The organism is Pseudomonas sp. GL-RE-26 (assembly GCF_019956275.1).
Lineage (GTDB): Bacteria > Pseudomonadota > Gammaproteobacteria > Pseudomonadales > Pseudomonadaceae > Aquipseudomonas > Aquipseudomonas grandcourensis.
Window position 1 is genome coordinate 47,119 of record NZ_JAHBDI010000021.1, and the last position, 18,360, is coordinate 65,478.

Consider the following 18,360-nt stretch of genomic DNA (forward strand, 5'->3'; position numbering starts at 1 on the left):
TCGCCCCACACTGTGGGAGCGAGCCTGCTCGCGATGGCGTTTGATCATTCAACATTGATGTCGACTGATCCGGCGCCTTCGTGAGCAGGCTCGCTCCCACAGGGGATTGGGGATGAATTTGAGATAGCGACCCACAGGGCCAGAAGCATGCCGCAACCCTTCATATTCCGTACCGTCGATCTGGATGGCCAGACGCTCCGCACGGCGGTACGCCCCGGCAAGCCTCACTTGACGCCCCTGCTGATTTTCAACGGCATCGGCGCCAACCTGGAGCTGGTGTTCCCGTTCATCGCGGCGCTGGACCCCGACCTGGAAGTCATCGCCTTCGACGTACCCGGAGTCGGCGGTTCGTCGACACCGAACCGGCCCTATCGCTTTCCGGGGCTGGCGAAACTCACGGCGCGGATGCTCGACTATCTCGACTACGGGCAGGTCAACGTCATCGGCGTGTCCTGGGGGGGCGCCCTGGCCCAACAGTTCGCCTACGACTATCCGGAGCGCTGCAAGAAACTCGTGCTGGCCGCGACGGCGGCGGGTGCAGTGATGGTGCCGGGCAAACCGAAAGTACTGTGGATGATGGCCAGCCCGCGACGTTACATCCAGCCATCCCACGTGATCCGCATTGCGCCGATGATCTACGGTGGTGCGTTCCGTCGCGACCCGACGCTGGCCGCCAGCCATGCGGCCAAGGTGCGTTCGGCGGGCAAGCTCGGTTACTACTGGCAGCTGTTCGCCGGCCTCGGCTGGACCAGCATCCACTGGCTGCACAAGATCCGCCAGCCGACCCTGGTACTGGCCGGCGACGATGACCCACTGATCCCGTTGATCAACATGCGCGTGCTGGCCTGGCGGATTCCCAATGCCCAGTTGCACATCATCGATGACGGGCATCTGTTCCTGATTACCCGGGCTGAAGCGGTGGCCCCGATCATCATGAAATTCCTGGAAGAGGAGCGCCAGCGCGCGGTGATGCATCCGCGTCCGGCGCCATTGGGCGGCTAAAACCGCTGGTTCAGCGGTCGGCAGGACGCCACGCCGCGCAACAACCCGTTACAGCGTCTATGGTGTTCTGGTTCAGTGTGTTTGTTTTTGGCCTGAAGACGAAGGAGTGTTGACTCATGCGCGAGAAACCAGCGAGGGATTCCTTACCGACTCCCGCCGCGTTCATCAATGCACAGAGTGCGATTACCGGCCTGCGCGGTCGGGACCTGCTGTCGACCCTGCGCAGTGTGGCCGCCCATGGCTTGCGCAATCCGGTGCACAGCGCCCGACATGCACTCAAACTCGGCGGTCAGCTTGGCCGTGTGCTGCTGGGCGAAACCCTGCACCCGACCAACCCGCAGGACGCTCGCTTCGCCGATCCGGCGTGGAGCCTCAACCCGTTTTATCGCCGTAGCCTGCAGGCCTATCTGAGCTGGCAGAAACAGGTCAAGAGCTGGATCGACGAGAGCGACATGAGCCCGGACGACCGCGCCCGCGCCCACTTCGCGTTCACCTTGCTCAACGACGCCGTATCGCCCTCCAACAGCCTGCTCAATCCACTGGCGGTCAAGGAGCTTTTCAATTCCGGCGGTAACAGCCTGGTGCGCGGCATCAGCCATTTGGTGGACGATCTGCTGCACAACGATGGCCTGCCCCGGCAAGTCACCAAGCAAGCGTTCGAGGTTGGCAAGACGGTCGCCACCTCCACTGGTGCAGTGGTGTTTCGCAACGAGCTGCTGGAGTTGATCCAGTACAAGCCGATGAGCGAAAAGCAGTATTCCAAGCCCCTGCTGGTGGTGCCGCCGCAAATCAACAAGTACTACATTTTCGACCTGAGCCCCCACAACAGCTTCGTCCAGTACGCCCTGAAAAACGGTCTGCAAACCTTCATGATCAGCTGGCGTAACCCGGATGTGCGCCATCGTGAATGGGGGCTCTCGACCTACGTGGAAGCCGTGGAAGAGGCCATGAACGTCTGCCGGGCGATCACCGGCGCACGGGAGGTCAACCTGATGGGCGCCTGCGCCGGCGGGCTGACCATTGCCGCGTTGCAGGGTCACTTGCAGGCCAAGCGACAGCTGCGCAGAGTGTCCAGCGCGACTTACCTGGTGAGCCTGCTCGACAGTCAGATGGACAGCCCCGCGACGCTGTTCGCCGACGAACAGACTCTGGAAGCCGCCAAGCGCCGCTCCTATCAAAAAGGTGTGCTGGACGGCCGCGACATGGCCAAGGTCTTCGCCTGGATGCGCCCCAACGATTTGATCTGGAGCTACTTCGTCAACAACTACCTGTTGGGCAAGGAGCCACCGGCGTTCGACATCCTCTACTGGAACAACGACAACACACGCCTGCCGGCCGCCCTGCATGGCGACCTGCTGGACTTCTTCAAGCACAACCCGCTGACTCACCCGGGTGGCCTGGAAGTCTGTGGCACACCGATCGATTTGCAGAAGGTTACCGTCGACAGCTTCAGCGTCGCCGGCATCAACGATCACATCACGCCGTGGGACGCGGTGTATCGCTCGACGCTGTTGCTCGGTGGCGAGCGCCGCTTCGTGCTGTCCAACAGTGGGCATGTGCAGAGCATCCTCAACCCGCCGAGTAACCCGAAAGCCAACTACGTCGAGAACGGCAAACTGAGCAGCGACCCACGGGCCTGGTACTACGACGCCAAGCGTGTCGACGGCAGTTGGTGGACCCAATGGCTGGACTGGATACAGCAACGTTCCGGCGCGCAGAAAGAAACCCACATGGCCCTCGGCAACCAGAACTATCCACCGATGGAGGCAGCACCCGGTACTTACGTGCGCGTGCGCTGACGTTCAACGAGCCACGGCCGCTGTCGGCCGTGGCAAGACCCGATGATTAAGAAGACTGGATGAAAACCCGCGACCGGATCCTCGAATGTGCCCTGCAGTTGTTCAATCAAAAGGGCGAACCGAATGTCTCCACCATGGAAGTTGCCAATGAAATGGGGATCAGCCCGGGCAACCTCTACTACCACTTCCACGGCAAGGAACCGCTGATTCTCGGGCTGTTCGAACGCTTTCAGAGCGAACTGGCGCCCCTGCTCGATCCACCGGCCGATGCCGAACTGGCGCCCGAAGAATACTGGCTGTTCCTGCACCTGATCGTCGAACGCCTGTCCCATTACCGGTTCCTGTTCCAGGACCTGTCGAACCTCGCCGGACGCCTGCCGAAGCTGGCCAAGGGCATTCGCAACCTGCTCAACGCACTCAAGCGCACACTGGCGTCGCTGCTGGCACGATTGCAGGCACAAGGGCTGCTGGTCAGCGATACCCAGGCACTGGGGCAACTGGTGGAGCAGATCACCATGACGCTGCTGTTCTCACTGGATTACCAGCGGATTCTTGATCGTCAGGGCGAGGTGCGATTGGTGGTTTACCAGATCATGATGCTGGTGGCGCCGCACCTGCTGCCGTCGATGAAGGCGGCGACCGAACAGATGGCGATGGAGTATCTGGAAGACCACGAGTAATCCTGATACCGACCAACCCTGTGGGCTTGTGTCGCTCAGAGATTCACGCGCAAACAAAAACGCCCGGCCTTCACAGGCCGGGCGTTTTCTTGAGCCCTGAAAATCAGGACTGACTGGTTGGCGTCGATGGAGCCGGCGCGACAGTCGGGGTGACAGCAGGGGTCGGTGCGGTCGCGGAGTTCGATGCGCTGACCGGAGCTGCCGGCGTTGCCGGTTTGGCAGCTGCCACTGCTGGTTTTGGCGCGGCGGCTTTTGGAGCTGCCGGCTTTTTCACCGCTGGTTTTTTCGCCGCAGCAGGTTTGGCTGCTGGCTTGGCGGCAGCTGGCTTGGCCGCTGCAGTTTTCGCTGCAGGCTTGGCGGCCGGTTTAGCAGCGGCTTTTGCAGCTACCGGCTTGGCCGCTGGTTTTGCCGCGGCCGGTTTGGCGGCTGCAGTTTTAGCCGCAGGCTTGGCAGCAGGTTTAGCCGCTGCTTTTGCCAGTGGCTTGGCTGCGGTTTTGGCGGCCGGCTTGGCAGCAGGCTTGGCTGCTGCGGTTTTCGCCGCAACAGGCGCAACCTTGGCACCGGTCAGTTTTTCGATTTGCTTGGTCAGGGTTTCGACCTTGCTGTGCAGTGCCTTGACTTCGTTGCGGCTCGGTACGCCCAGACGCGAAATGGCGCTGTTCAGACGCTTGTCGAAAGCACCTTCCAGCTCATCCCACTTGCCCAGTGCGCGATCTTTCACGCCGCTGATGCGCGATTTGGCCGAAGAAGCGGAGTCCTTGGCGGCGTCGACAGTCTTGCCAACAGCGCTCTTGGTGAGCTTCTCGGCTTTCTCGCCGTCTTTAACCAATGCATCGAAGAGTTTGCTGCCGTCAGTGTCGATCTTCGAGTACACGCCTAAACCAGCCAGCCAGATTTTTCGGGAGTAATCTTCAACCTTCCCGATCCACGAGCTGCCTTCTTTTTCGGTTTTCTTTTTAACAGCCATCCCGTTCTCCTTAAGATTTACGCGCGACACGTTCGAGCAATGCCGTCAGCTCATCGAGCTTAGCAGAGAGTGTCTCAACGTCATGTTTAGACGGAATACCGATACGATTCAAGGCACTTGCGACGCGCGTGTCGAACGCCTTCTCGACCTTGTCGAGTTGAACTTCGACACGACCTTTGAAAGTGCTGACTTCACTCTTGGCTTCATCGATCTCGGCATTGGCCGCTTCAAGTTTCTCGGCGACTACCTTTTTGCCTTTCTTTTCAACAACCTGACCAGCCTTGATCAGTTCTTGAAAGTACTCGCTGCCCTCTTGGCCGACCTTGGTGTAGGCACCCAGGCCTGCCAGCCAGATCTTGCGGGCATAGGATTTGACGTCGCCCAGCGTGCCGGTCGACGGGTCGATTTTTTTCTTCAAAATAACTTTGGCCATGGTGCACCTCACGCGCAGAAGGTTTGAGGAACTGCCCGGGTAAGTGTCGGGCTCTGGCACAAAGTAGGGAGAAAAATTAGAAACGGCACCCTAACAAATGACATAAATCGTCGGGCGCGCGCCATAAAAAATGTAGGAGTGAGCCTGCTCGCGATGACGGAGTGTCAGCCAACATCAATGTTGTCTATTTAACCGCTATCGTCGGAACGCCGCCCGGAGCCGGCTCACTCCTACAAGGGATGTGATTTCAAGGGGAAATCAGACCAACGCCTTGTCCAGCGCCTTTTCGATTTCCGCTTTGATCATGCCGCTCATGGCCGACATCATCAGGCCCAGTTCCACGTCGACCTTGATCGAATCTTCACTGACATGCACCGCGCCCTTCACACCCGAGCGCTTGAGGTTCAGGGTGTCGCCGGACCACTGCGGCTCCAGGCCATACTGGTCGGAAAGTTTCTGCGCCAGCTTGTCGGCCTTTTCGCGAGCCGCTTCCTTACCCAGGCCATGGGCACGTTCAACACTAATACGGGCCATCGAATGACTCCTGCTTTATGGATGCTTTCCCGAGGCATCTTGACCTCTGCTGCGTCAAAACGTCCCGATGGTTGCCCATCTTACCTTCAGCCTTGCCAAGACAAAGCATGCCTTGGGGATTAGAATGTCGCGCATTCTCTTTTGGTGACAGCGATATGACTGATCAGCGCAAAGGCAGCGATGCCGAACCCACCACTCACTTCGGCTTCAAAAACGTTCCGGAAAGCCAGAAAGCGGAAAAAGTCGCTGAGGTTTTCCACTCGGTAGCCGCCAAGTACGACCTGATGAACGACCTTCTGTCGGGCGGCATGCACCGTCTGTGGAAGCGTTTTGCGATCGAATTGTCGGGCGTGCGCACCGGTAACCGCGTGCTGGACATTGCCGGCGGTACCGGCGATCTAACCCGCAAGTTCTCGCACCTGGTAGGCCCGACCGGCCAGGTCGTGTTGGCCGACATCAACGAATCCATGCTCAAGGTCGGTCGTGACCGCCTGCTGGACCTCGGTGTGGCCGGCAACGTCGAATTCGTCCAGGCCGACGCGGAAAAACTGCCGTTCCCGGACAACCATTTCGACTGCGTGACCATCGCCTTCGGCCTGCGCAACGTGACCCACAAGGAAGATGCCCTGCGCTCGATGCTGCGCGTGCTCAAGCCTGGCGGCCGCTTGCTGGTGCTGGAGTTCTCCAAGCCGACCAACGCGCTGATGTCCAAGGCCTACGACGCCTACTCGTTCGCCTTCATGCCGCTGATGGGCAAGCTGATCACCAACGACTCGGAAAGCTACCGCTACCTGGCCGAATCGATCCGCATGCACCCGAACCAGGAAACCCTGAAGTCGATGATGGTCGAGGCCGGTTTCGACCGCGTGACCTATCACAACATGACCGCAGGCATCGTTGCCCTGCACCGCGGTATCAAGCCCTGATGCTGCTCGCCGGCCTGCTCGCCAGCGTTGAACTCGGCCTGAACCGGGTGCTGCGTCTCGACAGCACGGCGCTGCCGCGGCTGGCGCACTTGACCGGCAAAGTGATTGCCGTCGATTGTCGCAGCCCGGCGCTGCAACTGTTCATCCTGCCCAGCGACGAAGGCCTGATGCTCGCTTCCCAGTGGGAAACCGGCGCCGACTGCACCTTGCGTGCACCGGCCTCGAGCCTGCTGAAACTGGCCATGAGCAAGGACAAGACCTCGATCCTGCACAGTCCTGAAGTCGAACTCGACGGCAACAGCGGCGTGCTGCTGGAGCTGGCGGCGATCCTCCAGGACCTTGAGCTGGACTGGGAGTACGAACTCTCGCGCTGGCTGGGCCCAGTGGCCACGCAACTGGTCGGCGGTCACCTGCGCAGCCGCGCCCGCTGGTATCAGCAAGGCTTTGCCAGCCTGGGCCAGAACCTGGGCGAATACCTGGCCGAAGAATCGCGCACCCTCGTCGGGCAGCGCGAGGCCGAAGCCCGATTCAGTGAACTGGACCAGATCAAGCTCGATCTGGAACGTCTCGAGGCGCGTTTCGAGCGCCTTTCCCGATCCCTCGACCCAAGCGATAACGCATGAAGCTGCTTGCCGTCCGCCGTTTGTTGCGCATCCAGCGCGTCGTGATCCGCTACCGCCTCGATGACCTGCTGTTCGCCCTGCCGCTGCCCTGGTTTCTGCGGGCGCTGCGTTACGCCTTGCCGTGGCGCTGGTTCCCGCGCAAGACACTGGACCTGAGCCGTGGCGCGCGCTTGCGCCTGGCATTGCAGGACCTGGGGCCGATCTTCATCAAGTTCGGGCAGATCCTGTCCACCCGTCGCGACCTGCTGCCCGAAGACATCGCCGACGAACTGATGAAGCTGCAGGACCGCGTACCGCCGTTCGACTCGCAGGTGTCGGTCAAGCTGATCGAGGAACAGCTGGGCAAGAAAATCAGCGAAGTGTTCAGCCGTTTCGACGTCGAACCGTTGGCCTCGGCCTCGGTGGCACAGGTGCATGCCGCGCAACTCAAAACCGGTGAAGAAGTGGTGGTCAAAGTGATCCGCCCTGGCCTCAAGCCGGTGATCGCCCAGGACCTGGCGTGGCTGTTCATCCTCGCCCGCGCCGCCGAAAAACTCTCGGCCGATGCGCGCCTGCTGCATCCGGTGGACGTGGTCAGCGATTACGAAAAGACCATCTACGACGAACTCGACCTGCTGCGCGAGGCGGCCAACGCCAGCCAGTTGAAGCGCAACTTCGACGGTTCGCCGCTGCTGTACGTGCCGCAAGTCTATTGGGACTGGTGCCGACCGAAAGTGCTGGTGATGGAGCGTATCTACGGCATTCAGGTCACCGATCTGGCAACCCTCGCCGACCAGCGCACCGACATGAAAATGCTCGCCGAACGTGGCGTGGAAATTTTCTTCACCCAGGTGTTCCGCGACAGTTTCTTCCACGCCGACATGCACCCCGGCAACATTTTCGTCAGCACCGTGAATCCGTGGAGCCCGCAGTACATTGCGATCGACTGCGGCATCGTCGGCAGCCTGACCCCGGAAGACCAGGATTACCTGGCGCGCAACCTGTTCGCCTTCTTCAAGCGCGATTACCGTCGCGTGGCGCAGTTGCACATCGATTCGGGCTGGGTGCCGGCGGAAACCAAACTCAACGAATTCGAAGCAGCGATCCGTACCGTGTGCGAGCCGATCTTCGAAAAACCGTTAAAAGATATTTCCTTCGGCCAGGTGCTAATGCGCCTGTTCCAGACCGCGCGCCGCTTCAACATGGAAGTGCAGCCACAGTTGGTCCTGCTGCAAAAAACCCTGCTGAACATTGAAGGCCTGGGCCGCCAGCTGTACCCGGACCTAGACTTGTGGAACACCGCGCAGCCGTTCCTCGAACGCTGGATGCGCGAGCGGGTCAGCCCCAAAGCCCTGCTCGGCAACGTGCACAGCCAGTTCGAGCAGATCCCGCACCTGGCCAACATGGCCCGCGACCTGCTCGAACGCATGTCCCAGCCCCACGCCTACGGCCCGCCACCTGCGTGGCACCGACGCCGTGACGACTGGTTCCTGCGCCTGCTCGGTACGGCACACCTGGCCGGTGGCGCCATCCTTGCCGCGGGCGGTCCGCTGAACCAGTTGGCCTATTGGCCGGCGGGAATCATGATGGCCGTCGGTTTGTATCTGGTCGTGCGCCGATAGCCAGTTGTGTGAACGACTGGCACACTGTTTCAACGCCTGAGCTCGGCTATTGAAGTGTCGAGCCCGCTGTCGGAGTCGAAGATGAAAAACTGGCTGGACGAGATCAAGTGGGACGCTGACGGCCTGGTGCCGGCCATCGCCCAGGATCACAAGACCGGGCGCGTCCTGATGATGGCCTGGATGAACCGCGAAGCACTGGAACTGACCGCTGCCGAGAACCGTGCAATCTACTGGTCACGCTCCCGTGGCAAGCTGTGGCGCAAGGGCGAAGAGTCCGGCCATGTGCAAACCCTGCACGAGATGCGCCTGGACTGCGACGCCGACGTGATCATCCTGATGGTCGAGCAGATCGGCGACATCGCCTGCCATACCGGCCGCCAGAGCTGCTTCTACCGCGTCTATGAGAACGGCGACTGGACAACCGTCGACCCGGTCCTGAAAGATCCGCACGCCATCTATTCCGCAGGGCACAAACATGAGTGACACTCTCACCCGCCTCGCCGAGGTACTCGAAGAGCGCAAAGGCGCCGCTGCCGACAGCTCGTACGTCGCCAGCCTGTACCACAAGGGCTTGAACAAGATTCTGGAAAAAGTCGGCGAAGAGTCGGTCGAAACCATCATTGCCGCCAAGGACGCCGCCGTCAGCGGCGACTGTAGCGATGTGATCTACGAAACCGCCGATCTGTGGTTCCACAGCATGGTCATGCTCGCCCAATTGGGGCAGCATCCACAAGCTGTACTCGATGAACTGGACCGTCGTTTCGGTCTCTCCGGACACGCCGAGAAAGCCTCGCGCCCGTCCGTCTGAATAACTATTAGAGAGGAGCAGCAGCATGGGCATTTTTGACTGGAAACACTGGATCGTCATCCTGGTTGTCGTGGTACTGGTGTTCGGCACCAAGAAACTGAAAAACCTCGGCACCGACGTCGGCGAATCGATCAAGGGCTTCAAGAAAGCCATGAACGACGACGAAAAACCGGCCGACCCGAATGCGACCCCGGCCCAACCGGTTCCACCGGTACAGCCTCAGGCCTCTGTAAACCAGCCGCACACCATCGACGTGCAGGCACAGAAAGTCGAAGAGCCGATCCGCAAAGACGTGTGAGCACTGACTAATGTTTGGTATCAGCTTCTCTGAACTGCTGCTCGTCGGCCTCGTTGCCCTGCTGGTGCTGGGTCCCGAGCGCCTGCCGGGCGCTGCGCGCACCGCTGGCCTGTGGGTCGGGCGTCTGAAGCGCAGCTTCAACGCAATCAAACAGGAAGTTGAACGTGAAATCGGTGCCGACGAAATTCGTCGGCAACTGCACAACGAGCACATCCTGTCGCTTGAGCAGGAGGCGCGGAAAATCTTCACGCCGACCCAGCAGGAGCCGACGCCGGTGGAACACGTGGGCGAGCAGACGATTCATGCGCCTGCCGCTACCGTCGACCCGACACCTGCTCCCGTTGTAGCGCCTGTCGAACCTGCGCCTGTTGTTGCAGCCACTCCGATTGAACCCGTTACACCGGCGGCTGCGCCCGTTGCGCCGGCCCCTCATGACCCAACACTGCCGCCGCGAGCCCCATGAGCGATCTTCCTGAAAACGACCAGCACATGCCGCTGGTTTCGCACCTCACCGAGTTGCGCACCCGCCTGCTGCGCTGCGTAGCGGCGATCTTCATCATCTTTGCCGGGCTGTTCGCCTTCACCCAGCAGATCTACACCTTCGTGTCGACGCCGCTGCGCGCGTACCTGCCCGCCGGCGCTACGATGATTGCCACTGACGTGTCGTCGCCGTTCCTGACGCCACTGAAGTTGACGATGATGGTCTCGCTGTTCCTGGCCATCCCGGTGATCCTGCACCAGATCTGGGGCTTCATCGCCCCCGGCCTGTACAAGCATGAAAAGCGCATTGCTGTGCCATTGCTGATGTCCAGCATCGTGTTGTTCTATGCCGGCATGGCGTTCGCCTACTACCTGGTGTTCCCGTTGATCTTCAAGTTCTTCGCCGCCGCCACCCCGGCCGGTGTGGAAATGATGACCGACATCACCAGTTACCTCGATTTCGTCATGACGCTGTTCTTCGCCTTTGGCGTGGCGTTCGAAATCCCGGTGGCCGTGGTGCTGCTGGTGTGGATCGGCGTGGTCGACGTCAAATACCTGAAGAAAATCCGCCCGTACGTGGTCATTGGCTGCTTCGTAGTCGGCATGATCCTGACACCGCCGGACATCTTCTCGCAGACCCTGCTGGCCGTGCCGATGTGGCTGTTGTTCGAGATCGGCATCCTGTTTGGCAGCCTGATCAGCAAGCGTGGCGAGCATCCGGACGACCAACCGGCTGACGATCACAACGACCAGCCGCCAGCGACCCAAGCGTGAACCTGCTGCTCCTTGAAGAGGCCGATTTCATTGCGGCCGACCGCGCGGTCCTGTGTGATCGCCGGTTGACCCACATGCAGGAAGTCCATCGCTGCGAAGTCGGTGACAGCATGCGCGTCGGGCGAATCGGCGGCTTGATGGGTTCGGCCGAAGTGCTGCGCCTGGACGCCGATGAAGCGGAATTGCGCGTCACCCTCGACCAACCGCCACCAGCCAAGCTGCCATTGACCCTGGTATTGGCCCTGCCACGGCCCAAGATGCTGCGCAGGGTGTTTCAGACCGTGGCGGCCATGGGTGTGCCACGGATCGTGCTGGTCAACAGCTATCGCGTCGAGAAGAGCTTCTGGCAGACCCCCTTCCTGGAGCCAGAGGCGATTCGCGAGCAGTTGATCCTCGGCCTCGAACAGGCCCGGGACAGCGTGCTGCCGGAAGTCGTGATCGAGAAGCGCTTCAAGCCCTTCGTCGAAGATCGTCTGCCGGCGATCACCGAAGGCACCCTCGGCCTGGTGGGGCATCCGGGCAATTACCCGCCCTGCCCTCGCGCACTCAGTGAACCGGTGACCCTGGCCATTGGCCCCGAGGGTGGCTGGATTCCCTACGAGATCGACCTGCTGGGCAAGTCCGGGCTGCAACCGGTGCAATTGGGCGAACGCATCCTGCGCGTTGAAACCGCCGTGACCGCGCTGCTGGCACGACTTTTCTAATCCCGGACACAATCCCACAGGTCTGTCATCTGCCCTGGATGGTCAGTCACCTGTACTACAGAACTTCGCACGCCGGCCGATAACCTCCCCATAAAACCAAATTGTGGTCAGGGGAGTTTCAGCATGTACCAATGGCTAGCCGAGAATCTGGGAAACGTCAGCGTCAAACGCAAGCTGGGGATCGGCTTCGGCCTGGTGCTGTTACTGACCCTGCTGATCACCTTCACCGGCTGGAACGGCCTGAGCGGCGTAACCAGCCGTGGCGATAAACTCGGGTTCATCGCCAGTCTCAACGACCTGACCAAGGACCTGCGCATTGCACGCCTGGATTACGAGATGCGTCGCGGTGAACAAGGTCCCGGCGCCGTCAACGATCTGTTGGGCAAGCTAGAAAGCGGCCTGCAGACCGCCCGCGGCCTGATCGAGCAACCGGCCGATACGGCCATGGTCGATCAACAACTGGCCGCTGTCGCCGAATACCGTCGCGCCTTCAACGAAATGACCCAGGCCGGCGCCCAGCGTGAAGACGCCCGCAGCAAACTCGGCGCCACCGCCGACAACGCCGTGGCCCGCGTCGCCGAAGTGGAAAAATCCATGCTGCAAGGTGACAGCGTGGCGGCGTTCAACAGCGTCATCGACCTGAGCAAGCTGATCCAGCAGGCGCGCTTCCAGGTTCGCGGCTACACCTACAGCGGCAAGAACGAAGCCGAACAGCCAGCCCTCGACGCGATCGACAACGCCCTGAAGAACCTCGAGAGCCTGCCGGCCAAACTGCCTGAAGAACACATCGCCAACCTGCAACAGGCAACAGATTCGCTGAAGGCCTACCGCGCCGCCGCCAGCCAGTTCCGCGACTCCCAGGTGGCCAGCGCCAAGGCCCTGGCACGCATGTCCGTCCAAGGCAACATCCTGTTGGACATGAGCCAGAAACTCACCGTCTCGCAAACCGTCGTGCGCGACACCGACGCCGCCCATGCCAAGAACATGCTGAGCCTCGCCACCGTGCTGGCCATCGCCTTCGGCCTGCTGGCCGCCTGGGCGATCACCCGGCAGATCATCATTCCGTTGAACCAGACTCTGGTCGTGGCCCAGCGCGTCGCCAGTGGCGACCTGACCCACAACCTGACGTCGCAGCGCCGTGACGAACTCGGCCAGTTGCAGCGTGCCATGCAGAGCATGACCCAGGGCTTGCGCGAACTGATCGGCGGCATCAGCGATGGCGTCACGCAGATCGCCAGCGCCGCCGAAGAGCTGTCTGCCGTCACCGAGCAGACCAGCGCCGGGGTCAACAGCCAGAAGATTGAGACCGATCAGGTCGCCACCGCCATGAACGAAATGGCCGCCACCGTGCAGGAAGTTGCGCGCAACGCCGAAGAAGCCTCCGAAGCCGCCGTCGCCGCCGACCAGCAGGCCCGCGAAGGCGACAAAGTGGTCGGTGAAGCCATCGCCCAGATCGAACGCCTGGCCAAGGAAGTCGGTCATTCCACCGAGGCCATGGGCGAACTCAAGCGCGAAAGCGACAAGATCGGTAGCGTGCTCGACGTCATCAAGTCCGTGGCCCAGCAAACCAACCTGCTGGCGCTCAACGCTGCGATTGAAGCCGCCCGCGCCGGTGAAGCCGGGCGTGGTTTTGCCGTGGTCGCCGACGAAGTCCGCAGCCTGGCCCAGCGTACCCAGAAGTCCACCGAGGAGATCGAAGAGCTGATCGTCGGCCTGCAAAACGGTACCCAGCAAGTGGCGACCATCATGGACAACAGCCGCACCCTGACCGACAGCAGCGTCGAACTGACACGCCGCGCCGGTGGCTCACTGGAAAGCATCACCCGCACGGTGTCGGCGATCCAGGCAATGAACCAGCAGATTGCTGCGGCCGCCGAACAGCAGAGCGCTGTGGCCGAGGAGATCAACCGTAGCGTGCTGAACGTGCGGGATGTGTCGGACCAGACTTCGGCGGCGAGTGAAGAGACGGCGGCGTCCAGCGTTGAGCTGGCGCGGTTGGGGACGCATTTGCAGATGCTGGTGGGCAAATTCAGGGTTTGAGGTGATCCGCATACCTCGGTTTACTCAGGACCGAGGTGATGCCTTCGCGGGCAAGCCCGCTCCCACTGGGAATTGCGTTGTACACACAACCTTGTGGGAGCGGGCTTGCCCGCGAAAGCGTCCGACCAGACGCTGCCGTTACAGCATCTGGTGCAAGCTCAAGAACAAACTTCAAGCCATAAAAAAACCCGCTTTCGCGGGTTTTTCTATTATGCCAACTGGGGCTGTTCGCTCATTGGCTTGAGCGGCAGCAGCGGTGCGTGGGGGTCGGCCTTGACCGACTTACGCCAGGCGCCCAGCCACTCTGGGTGACCTTCGCTCCAGACCTGCTCATGCAAGCGGGCCAATGCCACCGGGTCGCTCAACAGTTGCACACGTTCGTTGTTGGTCAACCCTTCAGGTCCAACCTTCATCGCGTGGCGAACCCGCTCGATCCGCAACCACTCAATCGGCTCAGCCTGATTGTGCCGGGAGGTCGCCAGCGAGCACGCCAGGGCGTTCTGCTGTGGATCGACCACCGAACGGACGAAGCCGTCGTTCAGCGCATGCCAGCGGTTTTCGTGGGTGTACTGGTCGGTTGCCAGCAAGGCCTGCGGCGGATTGTATTCCTCGGGAATCAGGAACAGGCTCTCGTCACGGGACTTCAGGCCCAGGCCGACACGGCTGGAGATCACCGACACCGGGATCGACAGCATCAGCGAACCGACGATCGGCACCAGCCACCACAGGAAGCTCGGGTTCAGCCAAATCACCAGCATGGCCCAGAAGAAGCCCAGCAGGGTTTGCGGGCCGTGGCGCTTGACCGCTTCGCTCCACGGCGTGGAGTCGTCGTCACGTTGCGGCGAGTTCCAGGTCGCGGCCCAGCCGAGGAACGCGGCGAGGACGAAACGGGTGTGGAAAATCATCCGCACCGGCGCCAGCAGCATGGAAAACAGCATCTCCAGCAGCATCGACAGGGTCACCTTGAACTTGCCGCCAAACTCTTTCGCGCCCTTGGCCCAGATCAGGATGATGCTCAGCAGTTTCGGCAGGAACAGCAGCACGATGGTGGTCGAGAACAGCGCAATCGCCTTGTCCGGGTGCCATTGCGGCCACAGCGGATAGAGCTGACGCGGTTCAAGGAAATACTGCGGCTCCATCAGCGTGTTGACCGCCAGCAGCGCGGTCGACAGCACCAGGAAGAAGAACCACAACGGCGCCGACAGGTAGGACATCACGCCGGTCAGGAACACTGCGCGGTGCACCGGGTGCATGCCCTTGACCAGGAACAGGCGGAAGTTCATCAGGTTACCGTGGCACCAGCGACGGTCACGCTTGAGTTCGTCCAGCAGGTTCGGCGGCAGTTCTTCGTAGCTGCCCGGCAAGTCGTAGGCAATCCACACGCCCCAGCCTGCACGGCGCATCAACGCAGCTTCAACGAAGTCGTGGGACAGGATCGAGCCGGAGAACGCGCCTGTACCGGGCAACGGCGCCAGGGCGCAGTGGTCGATGAACGGCTTCATGCGGATGATCGCGTTGTGGCCCCAGTAGTGCGACTCGCCCAGTTGCCAGAAGTGCAGGCCGGCGGTGAACAGCGGGCCATACACACGAGTGGCGAACTGCTGCATGCGCGCATACAAGGTGTCCATGCCCGACGCACGTGGCGCGGTCTGAATGATCCCGGCGTCCGGCGTGGCTTCCATCAGGCGTACCAGACTGGTCAGGCACTCACCGCTCATCACGGAGTCGGCATCGAGTACGACCATGTACTTGTAGTCACCGCCCCAGCGACGGCAGAAGTCGTCGAGGTTGCCGCTTTTACGTTTTACGCGACGGCGGCGGCGGCGGTAGAAGATCTTGCCGAAGCCCCCGGCTTCGCGGCAGACGTCCAGCCAGGCCTGTTGCTCGGCGACGCAGATATCGGCGTCGTTACTGTCGCTGAGGACGAAGAAGTCGAAGCGGTCCAAGTCACCCGTGGCCGCCACCGACTCGAAGGTCGCCCGCAGGCCGGCGAATACCCGTGGCACGTCTTCGTTGCAGATCGGCATCACCAGTGCGGTGCGGGCATCTTTCGGAATCGGCTCGTTGCCGGCACTTTTACCGGAGATACGGTATTTATCGTGACCGGTGAGCAATTCGAGGAAGCCCATCAGCGCGGTCCAGAAACCGGCCGATACCCAGCAGAACAGAATCCCGAACAGGATCAGGATGCTGGTCTGCAAGGCATACGGCAGCACTTGCGTGGCGGTTTGCAGCAGCGGCTGGTGCAGCACTTCGTTGAGGTCGACGAACGACCAGCCCTGGTACGGCATGATGCCTTTCATGTACCAGCCGGCGACGATGGTCTGGCCGAGCATCAGCAGCAACAGAATGTAGCGACGGATCGAACCTACGGTACGCCAGCGCGCGGCCGGCAGGACACGCTCATCCTTCGGCGGCTTCGGCGGGTTGGTACGACCGGTCATCCGACGCCAGCCACGCACCAGAATGTTGGTGCGCCACGGCTCTGGCACGACCTTGGTCCGACGGATCGGCGGGGTCGCCTTGAGGCAGACTCGGCCGTTGGCGTCGAGCACCAGCATTTCCGCGTCCTGCAGCTCTTCGGCAGTGCTCAGGGTCAGGCGTTTGCCCACCGAAGCCTGCGCGGCTTCGGTCGGGGCGTCGAATGTCGACGATGACAGGCGTTCATGCAATTCGCTGAAAGACTGGCAGCCCGCGAGTTCCGCGCGCTGCTCGTCGGTCATCGGCAGATGCGCCAGATACTCGGAAAGAGTTTCTGGCCGTACTTGAGAGTTACTCATCGGCAGGCAACTGATAGCTCCAGGTCTCGGTCAAGACTTCTTCAGTCGGGGCCGATTCCGGTGTGGCTGGGGCCGCGTCGGCAGCAACAGGCTGCTTGGCGTCTTTATTGGTCTTGTCCTTGGCATCTGCAACAGGCTTCGCTTCAGCCTGTTTGGCCTCCGCTTGCTTGGCTTCCTTGTCCGCTTTCTCTTGTTGCTTGGCGGCAACCTTGTCGGCCTTGGCAACCGAAGAGTTCGACGCTGGAATCGAAGTCTTGGCCAGGTCCGCCGGCACGATGTTCTGCACCAGTGCGGCACGCATCTCGGTGGACTTGCCCGGATCCTTGATCTTCATCCGCAGGGTCAGGCGCCAGCCCTTGGTTTCAGGGTTGTAGCGCACGCTGTTTTCCACCAGCTCGGCGTTGTCGCCAACGCTGACCTGGCTGCGAACTTCCGCATCGGCCGGCAATGCCGCCAGGGACGGGCCTTCGAAGTCCACCAGGTAGGCAACGCTGCCGTCCGGCTGACGAATCAGGTTGGACTGCTTGACGTCACCGGTGGAACGCAGGGTCTGCTTGACCCAGGCGCTGTCCGGCGCGTGAATCGTGTCTTCATCCATGGTCCAGTGCATACGATAAGCGACATCGAGCGGCTGGCCAGGTTCCGGCAATTTTTCCGGGTTCCAGAAAGCAACGATGTTGTCGTTGGTTTCGTCGGCGGTCGGAATCTCGACCAGGTCGACGGTGCCCTTGCCCCAGTCACCCTTCGGCTCGATCCAGGCGCTTGGACGCTTGTCGTACCGGTCGTCGAGGTCTTCGTAGTGGCTGAAGTCGCGGCCACGTTGCAGCAGACCGAAGCCGCGCGGGTTTTCCACGCTGAAGTTGCTCACAGCCAGGTGCTTCGGATTGTTCAGCGGACGCCAGATCCACTCGCCGTTGCCGGCATGGATCGCCAGGCCGCTGGAGTCGTGCAGCTCGCGACGGTAGTTCAGTACTTTCGACGGCTGGTTGGCGCCGAACAGGTACATGCTGGTCAACGGGGCGATACCCAGCTTGCCGACTTTGTCACGCAGGAACATCTGCGCCTTGACGTCGACGATGGTGTCGCTGCCCGGACGCAGGGTCAGGCGATAGGCACCGGTGGCACGAGGTGAGTCCAGCAGGGCGAAGATCACCAGGTGCTTGTCACCTGGCTTGGGCTGCTGAATCCAGAACTCGCGGAAGCGCGGGAATTCTTCGCCGGACGGCAATGCGGTATCCAGCGCCATGCCGCGAGCGGACAAACCATAGACGTGACCCTTGCCAACGACGCGGAAGTAGCTCGCGCCGAGCATGGTCATGATTTCGTCTTGCTTGTCGGCCTTGTTGATCGGGTACAGCACACGGAAACCGGCATAGCCCAGTTGTTCGGTGGCCTTGGGATCGAACTGCATGTCGCCGAAGTCGAAACGACTCGGGTCGTACTTGATCTCTTCGACGGTGTTCGCGGTGATTTCGTTGATTTTCACCGGCGTATCGAAATGCATGCCCTGGTGATAGAAGGACAGCTTGAACGGCGTCTTCTGATCAGCCCACTCGGCTTTTTCCGTCAGAAAACGAATTTTCTGATAGTCCGCGAATTTCATGTCGCGGAACTCGTTCGGCAGGTTACTGCGCGGCGCTTCGTATTTCTGCGCGGCCAGTTCTTTTGCCTTGGCCGATACATCATCCAGACTGAATGCCCAAAGCTGACCGCCGCTGAGCAGGCAGAGCAGTGCAGAGCCCGCTACCAGGGCGCTGCGTAACCGTTTGGCAGACAATTTTGGTGCGTTACAGGGACTAACAATCACGAGCAACCCTCGCCGAAAACAGATCAAAAAACCAACGGCCAGTTAAAGGGTCTGCTCGGTGTACGGTATGAAAAAACCGCCCTTGCAAACCACTCTTGCCAAGT

The 18,360-nt window shown here is 61.1% G+C and carries 18 protein-coding genes and 1 pseudogene; 14 read left to right on the forward strand and 5 right to left on the reverse strand.

From position 1 onward, the window contains the following. Positions 1-147 precede the first annotated feature (147 nt). From phaZ to KGB07_RS14865, 3 genes are all read left to right on the forward strand, one after another. Positions 148-1,002: a poly(3-hydroxyalkanoate) depolymerase gene (gene phaZ / locus KGB07_RS14855; protein ID WP_046039626.1), complete on the forward strand. Its 855-nt coding sequence runs from the start codon at positions 148-150 to the stop codon at positions 1,000-1,002. A 116-nt stretch (positions 1,003-1,118) separates the two neighbouring features. Further along, a complete protein-coding gene (phaC, locus tag KGB07_RS14860) occupies positions 1,119-2,801 on the forward strand; it encodes a class II poly(R)-hydroxyalkanoic acid synthase (RefSeq protein WP_046039625.1) in 1,683 nt (560 codons plus the stop codon). 59 nt (positions 2,802-2,860) lie between these two features. After that, positions 2,861-3,481, forward strand: coding sequence for a TetR/AcrR family transcriptional regulator (locus tag KGB07_RS14865; RefSeq protein ID WP_008047831.1), 621 nt, complete (start codon positions 2,861-2,863; stop codon positions 3,479-3,481). Between the two features lie 103 nt (positions 3,482-3,584). Here KGB07_RS14865 and KGB07_RS14870 read toward each other — a convergent pair whose 3' ends face one another. The 3 genes from KGB07_RS14870 to KGB07_RS14880 all read right to left on the reverse strand — a co-directional run bounded on the left by KGB07_RS14870 (position 3,585) and on the right by KGB07_RS14880 (position 5,415). Beyond that, positions 3,585-4,448 carry a phasin family protein gene (locus KGB07_RS14870; RefSeq protein ID WP_046039623.1) on the reverse strand — a complete coding sequence of 288 codons (864 nt, stop codon included), beginning with the start codon at positions 4,446-4,448 and terminating at the stop codon, positions 3,585-3,587. Positions 4,449-4,458: 10 nt separating this feature from the next. Then, positions 4,459-4,881 carry a phasin family protein gene (locus tag KGB07_RS14875; protein WP_008047828.1) on the reverse strand — a complete coding sequence of 141 codons (423 nt, stop codon included), beginning with the start codon at positions 4,879-4,881 and terminating at the stop codon, positions 4,459-4,461. 258 nt (positions 4,882-5,139) lie between these two features. Continuing rightward, the gene (locus tag KGB07_RS14880; protein WP_015093124.1) at positions 5,140-5,415 is read right to left on the reverse strand and encodes a polyhydroxyalkanoic acid system family protein; all 276 of its coding nucleotides are present in this window, start codon (positions 5,413-5,415) and stop codon (positions 5,140-5,142) included. Positions 5,416-5,570: 155 nt separating this feature from the next. Between KGB07_RS14880 and ubiE the strand changes: the two genes are divergently transcribed. The 11 genes and pseudogenes from ubiE to KGB07_RS29715 all read left to right on the forward strand — a co-directional run bounded on the left by ubiE (position 5,571) and on the right by KGB07_RS29715 (position 13,669). Continuing rightward, a complete protein-coding gene (gene ubiE / locus KGB07_RS14885) occupies positions 5,571-6,341 on the forward strand; it encodes a bifunctional demethylmenaquinone methyltransferase/2-methoxy-6-polyprenyl-1,4-benzoquinol methylase UbiE (RefSeq protein WP_007989286.1) in 771 nt (256 codons plus the stop codon). Further along, entirely contained in the window at positions 6,341-6,964 is a 624-nt protein-coding gene (locus tag KGB07_RS14890) for an SCP2 domain-containing protein (protein ID WP_223465770.1), read from the forward strand. The genes ubiE and KGB07_RS14890 overlap by 1 nt, the downstream gene beginning before the upstream one ends. Continuing rightward, a complete protein-coding gene (ubiB, locus tag KGB07_RS14895; protein WP_046039617.1) occupies positions 6,961-8,565 on the forward strand; it encodes a ubiquinone biosynthesis regulatory protein kinase UbiB in 1,605 nt (534 codons plus the stop codon). Before KGB07_RS14890 ends, ubiB begins: the two co-directional genes overlap by 4 nt. 81 nt (positions 8,566-8,646) lie before the next feature. Next, complete coding sequence (hisI, locus tag KGB07_RS14900; RefSeq protein WP_007989281.1) at positions 8,647-9,048, forward strand: phosphoribosyl-AMP cyclohydrolase; 402 nt, start codon at positions 8,647-8,649, stop codon at positions 9,046-9,048. Then, positions 9,041-9,373, forward strand: coding sequence for a phosphoribosyl-ATP diphosphatase (locus KGB07_RS14905; RefSeq protein ID WP_046039615.1), 333 nt, complete (start codon positions 9,041-9,043; stop codon positions 9,371-9,373). The genes hisI and KGB07_RS14905 overlap by 8 nt, the downstream gene beginning before the upstream one ends. 25 nt (positions 9,374-9,398) lie before the next feature. Continuing rightward, a complete protein-coding gene (locus tag KGB07_RS14910) occupies positions 9,399-9,671 on the forward strand; it encodes a twin-arginine translocase TatA/TatE family subunit (protein ID WP_007989280.1) in 273 nt (90 codons plus the stop codon). Positions 9,672-9,681: 10 nt separating this feature from the next. Continuing rightward, on the forward strand, positions 9,682-10,134 hold the full coding sequence (gene tatB, locus KGB07_RS14915; RefSeq protein ID WP_046039612.1) for a Sec-independent protein translocase protein TatB: 453 nt from the start codon (positions 9,682-9,684) through the stop codon (positions 10,132-10,134). Further along, positions 10,131-10,925 (forward strand): twin-arginine translocase subunit TatC, encoded by a 795-nt coding sequence (gene tatC, locus KGB07_RS14920; protein WP_046039611.1) that lies wholly within the window; start codon positions 10,131-10,133, stop codon positions 10,923-10,925. Before tatB ends, tatC begins: the two co-directional genes overlap by 4 nt. Then, positions 10,922-11,629 carry a 16S rRNA (uracil(1498)-N(3))-methyltransferase gene (locus tag KGB07_RS14925; RefSeq protein WP_046039609.1) on the forward strand — a complete coding sequence of 236 codons (708 nt, stop codon included), beginning with the start codon at positions 10,922-10,924 and terminating at the stop codon, positions 11,627-11,629. Before tatC ends, KGB07_RS14925 begins: the two co-directional genes overlap by 4 nt. 123 nt (positions 11,630-11,752) lie before the next feature. Next, positions 11,753-12,814 (forward strand): annotated as a pseudogene (locus KGB07_RS29710) (methyl-accepting chemotaxis protein); the annotation flags it as partial. A gap of 141 nt (positions 12,815-12,955) precedes the next feature. Then, positions 12,956-13,669 carry a methyl-accepting chemotaxis protein gene (locus tag KGB07_RS29715; protein WP_411741534.1) on the forward strand — a complete coding sequence of 238 codons (714 nt, stop codon included), beginning with the start codon at positions 12,956-12,958 and terminating at the stop codon, positions 13,667-13,669. A gap of 209 nt (positions 13,670-13,878) precedes the next feature. Here KGB07_RS29715 and mdoH read toward each other — a convergent pair whose 3' ends face one another. Beyond that, on the reverse strand, positions 13,879-16,449 hold the full coding sequence (mdoH, locus tag KGB07_RS14935) for a glucans biosynthesis glucosyltransferase MdoH (protein ID WP_046039604.1): 2,571 nt from the start codon (positions 16,447-16,449) through the stop codon (positions 13,879-13,881). Next, positions 16,442-18,256, reverse strand: coding sequence for a glucan biosynthesis protein G (locus tag KGB07_RS14940; RefSeq protein WP_046039603.1), 1,815 nt, complete (start codon positions 18,254-18,256; stop codon positions 16,442-16,444). The genes mdoH and KGB07_RS14940 overlap by 8 nt, the downstream gene beginning before the upstream one ends. Positions 18,257-18,360 lie beyond the last annotated feature (104 nt).

Coding starts and splice junctions, on each gene's coding strand:
- KGB07_RS29715 (WP_411741534.1), top strand. CDS start 12,956: ATGAACGAAATGGCCGCCACCGTGCAGGAAGTTGCGCGCAACGCCGAA.
- KGB07_RS14870 (WP_046039623.1), bottom strand. CDS start 4,448: ATGGCTGTTAAAAAGAAAACCGAAAAAGAAGGCAGCTCGTGGATCGGG.
- tatC (WP_046039611.1), top strand. CDS start 10,131: ATGAGCGATCTTCCTGAAAACGACCAGCACATGCCGCTGGTTTCGCAC.
- KGB07_RS14875 (WP_008047828.1), bottom strand. CDS start 4,881: ATGGCCAAAGTTATTTTGAAGAAAAAAATCGACCCGTCGACCGGCACG.
- KGB07_RS14890 (WP_223465770.1), top strand. CDS start 6,341: ATGCTGCTCGCCGGCCTGCTCGCCAGCGTTGAACTCGGCCTGAACCGG.
- mdoH (WP_046039604.1), bottom strand. CDS start 16,449: ATGAGTAACTCTCAAGTACGGCCAGAAACTCTTTCCGAGTATCTGGCG.
- KGB07_RS14905 (WP_046039615.1), top strand. CDS start 9,041: ATGAGTGACACTCTCACCCGCCTCGCCGAGGTACTCGAAGAGCGCAAA.
- hisI (WP_007989281.1), top strand. CDS start 8,647: ATGAAAAACTGGCTGGACGAGATCAAGTGGGACGCTGACGGCCTGGTG.
- ubiE (WP_007989286.1), top strand. CDS start 5,571: ATGACTGATCAGCGCAAAGGCAGCGATGCCGAACCCACCACTCACTTC.
- KGB07_RS14880 (WP_015093124.1), bottom strand. CDS start 5,415: ATGGCCCGTATTAGTGTTGAACGTGCCCATGGCCTGGGTAAGGAAGCG.
- phaC (WP_046039625.1), top strand. CDS start 1,119: ATGCGCGAGAAACCAGCGAGGGATTCCTTACCGACTCCCGCCGCGTTC.
- ubiB (WP_046039617.1), top strand. CDS start 6,961: ATGAAGCTGCTTGCCGTCCGCCGTTTGTTGCGCATCCAGCGCGTCGTG.
- tatB (WP_046039612.1), top strand. CDS start 9,682: ATGTTTGGTATCAGCTTCTCTGAACTGCTGCTCGTCGGCCTCGTTGCC.
- KGB07_RS14865 (WP_008047831.1), top strand. CDS start 2,861: ATGAAAACCCGCGACCGGATCCTCGAATGTGCCCTGCAGTTGTTCAAT.
- phaZ (WP_046039626.1), top strand. CDS start 148: ATGCCGCAACCCTTCATATTCCGTACCGTCGATCTGGATGGCCAGACG.
- KGB07_RS14910 (WP_007989280.1), top strand. CDS start 9,399: ATGGGCATTTTTGACTGGAAACACTGGATCGTCATCCTGGTTGTCGTG.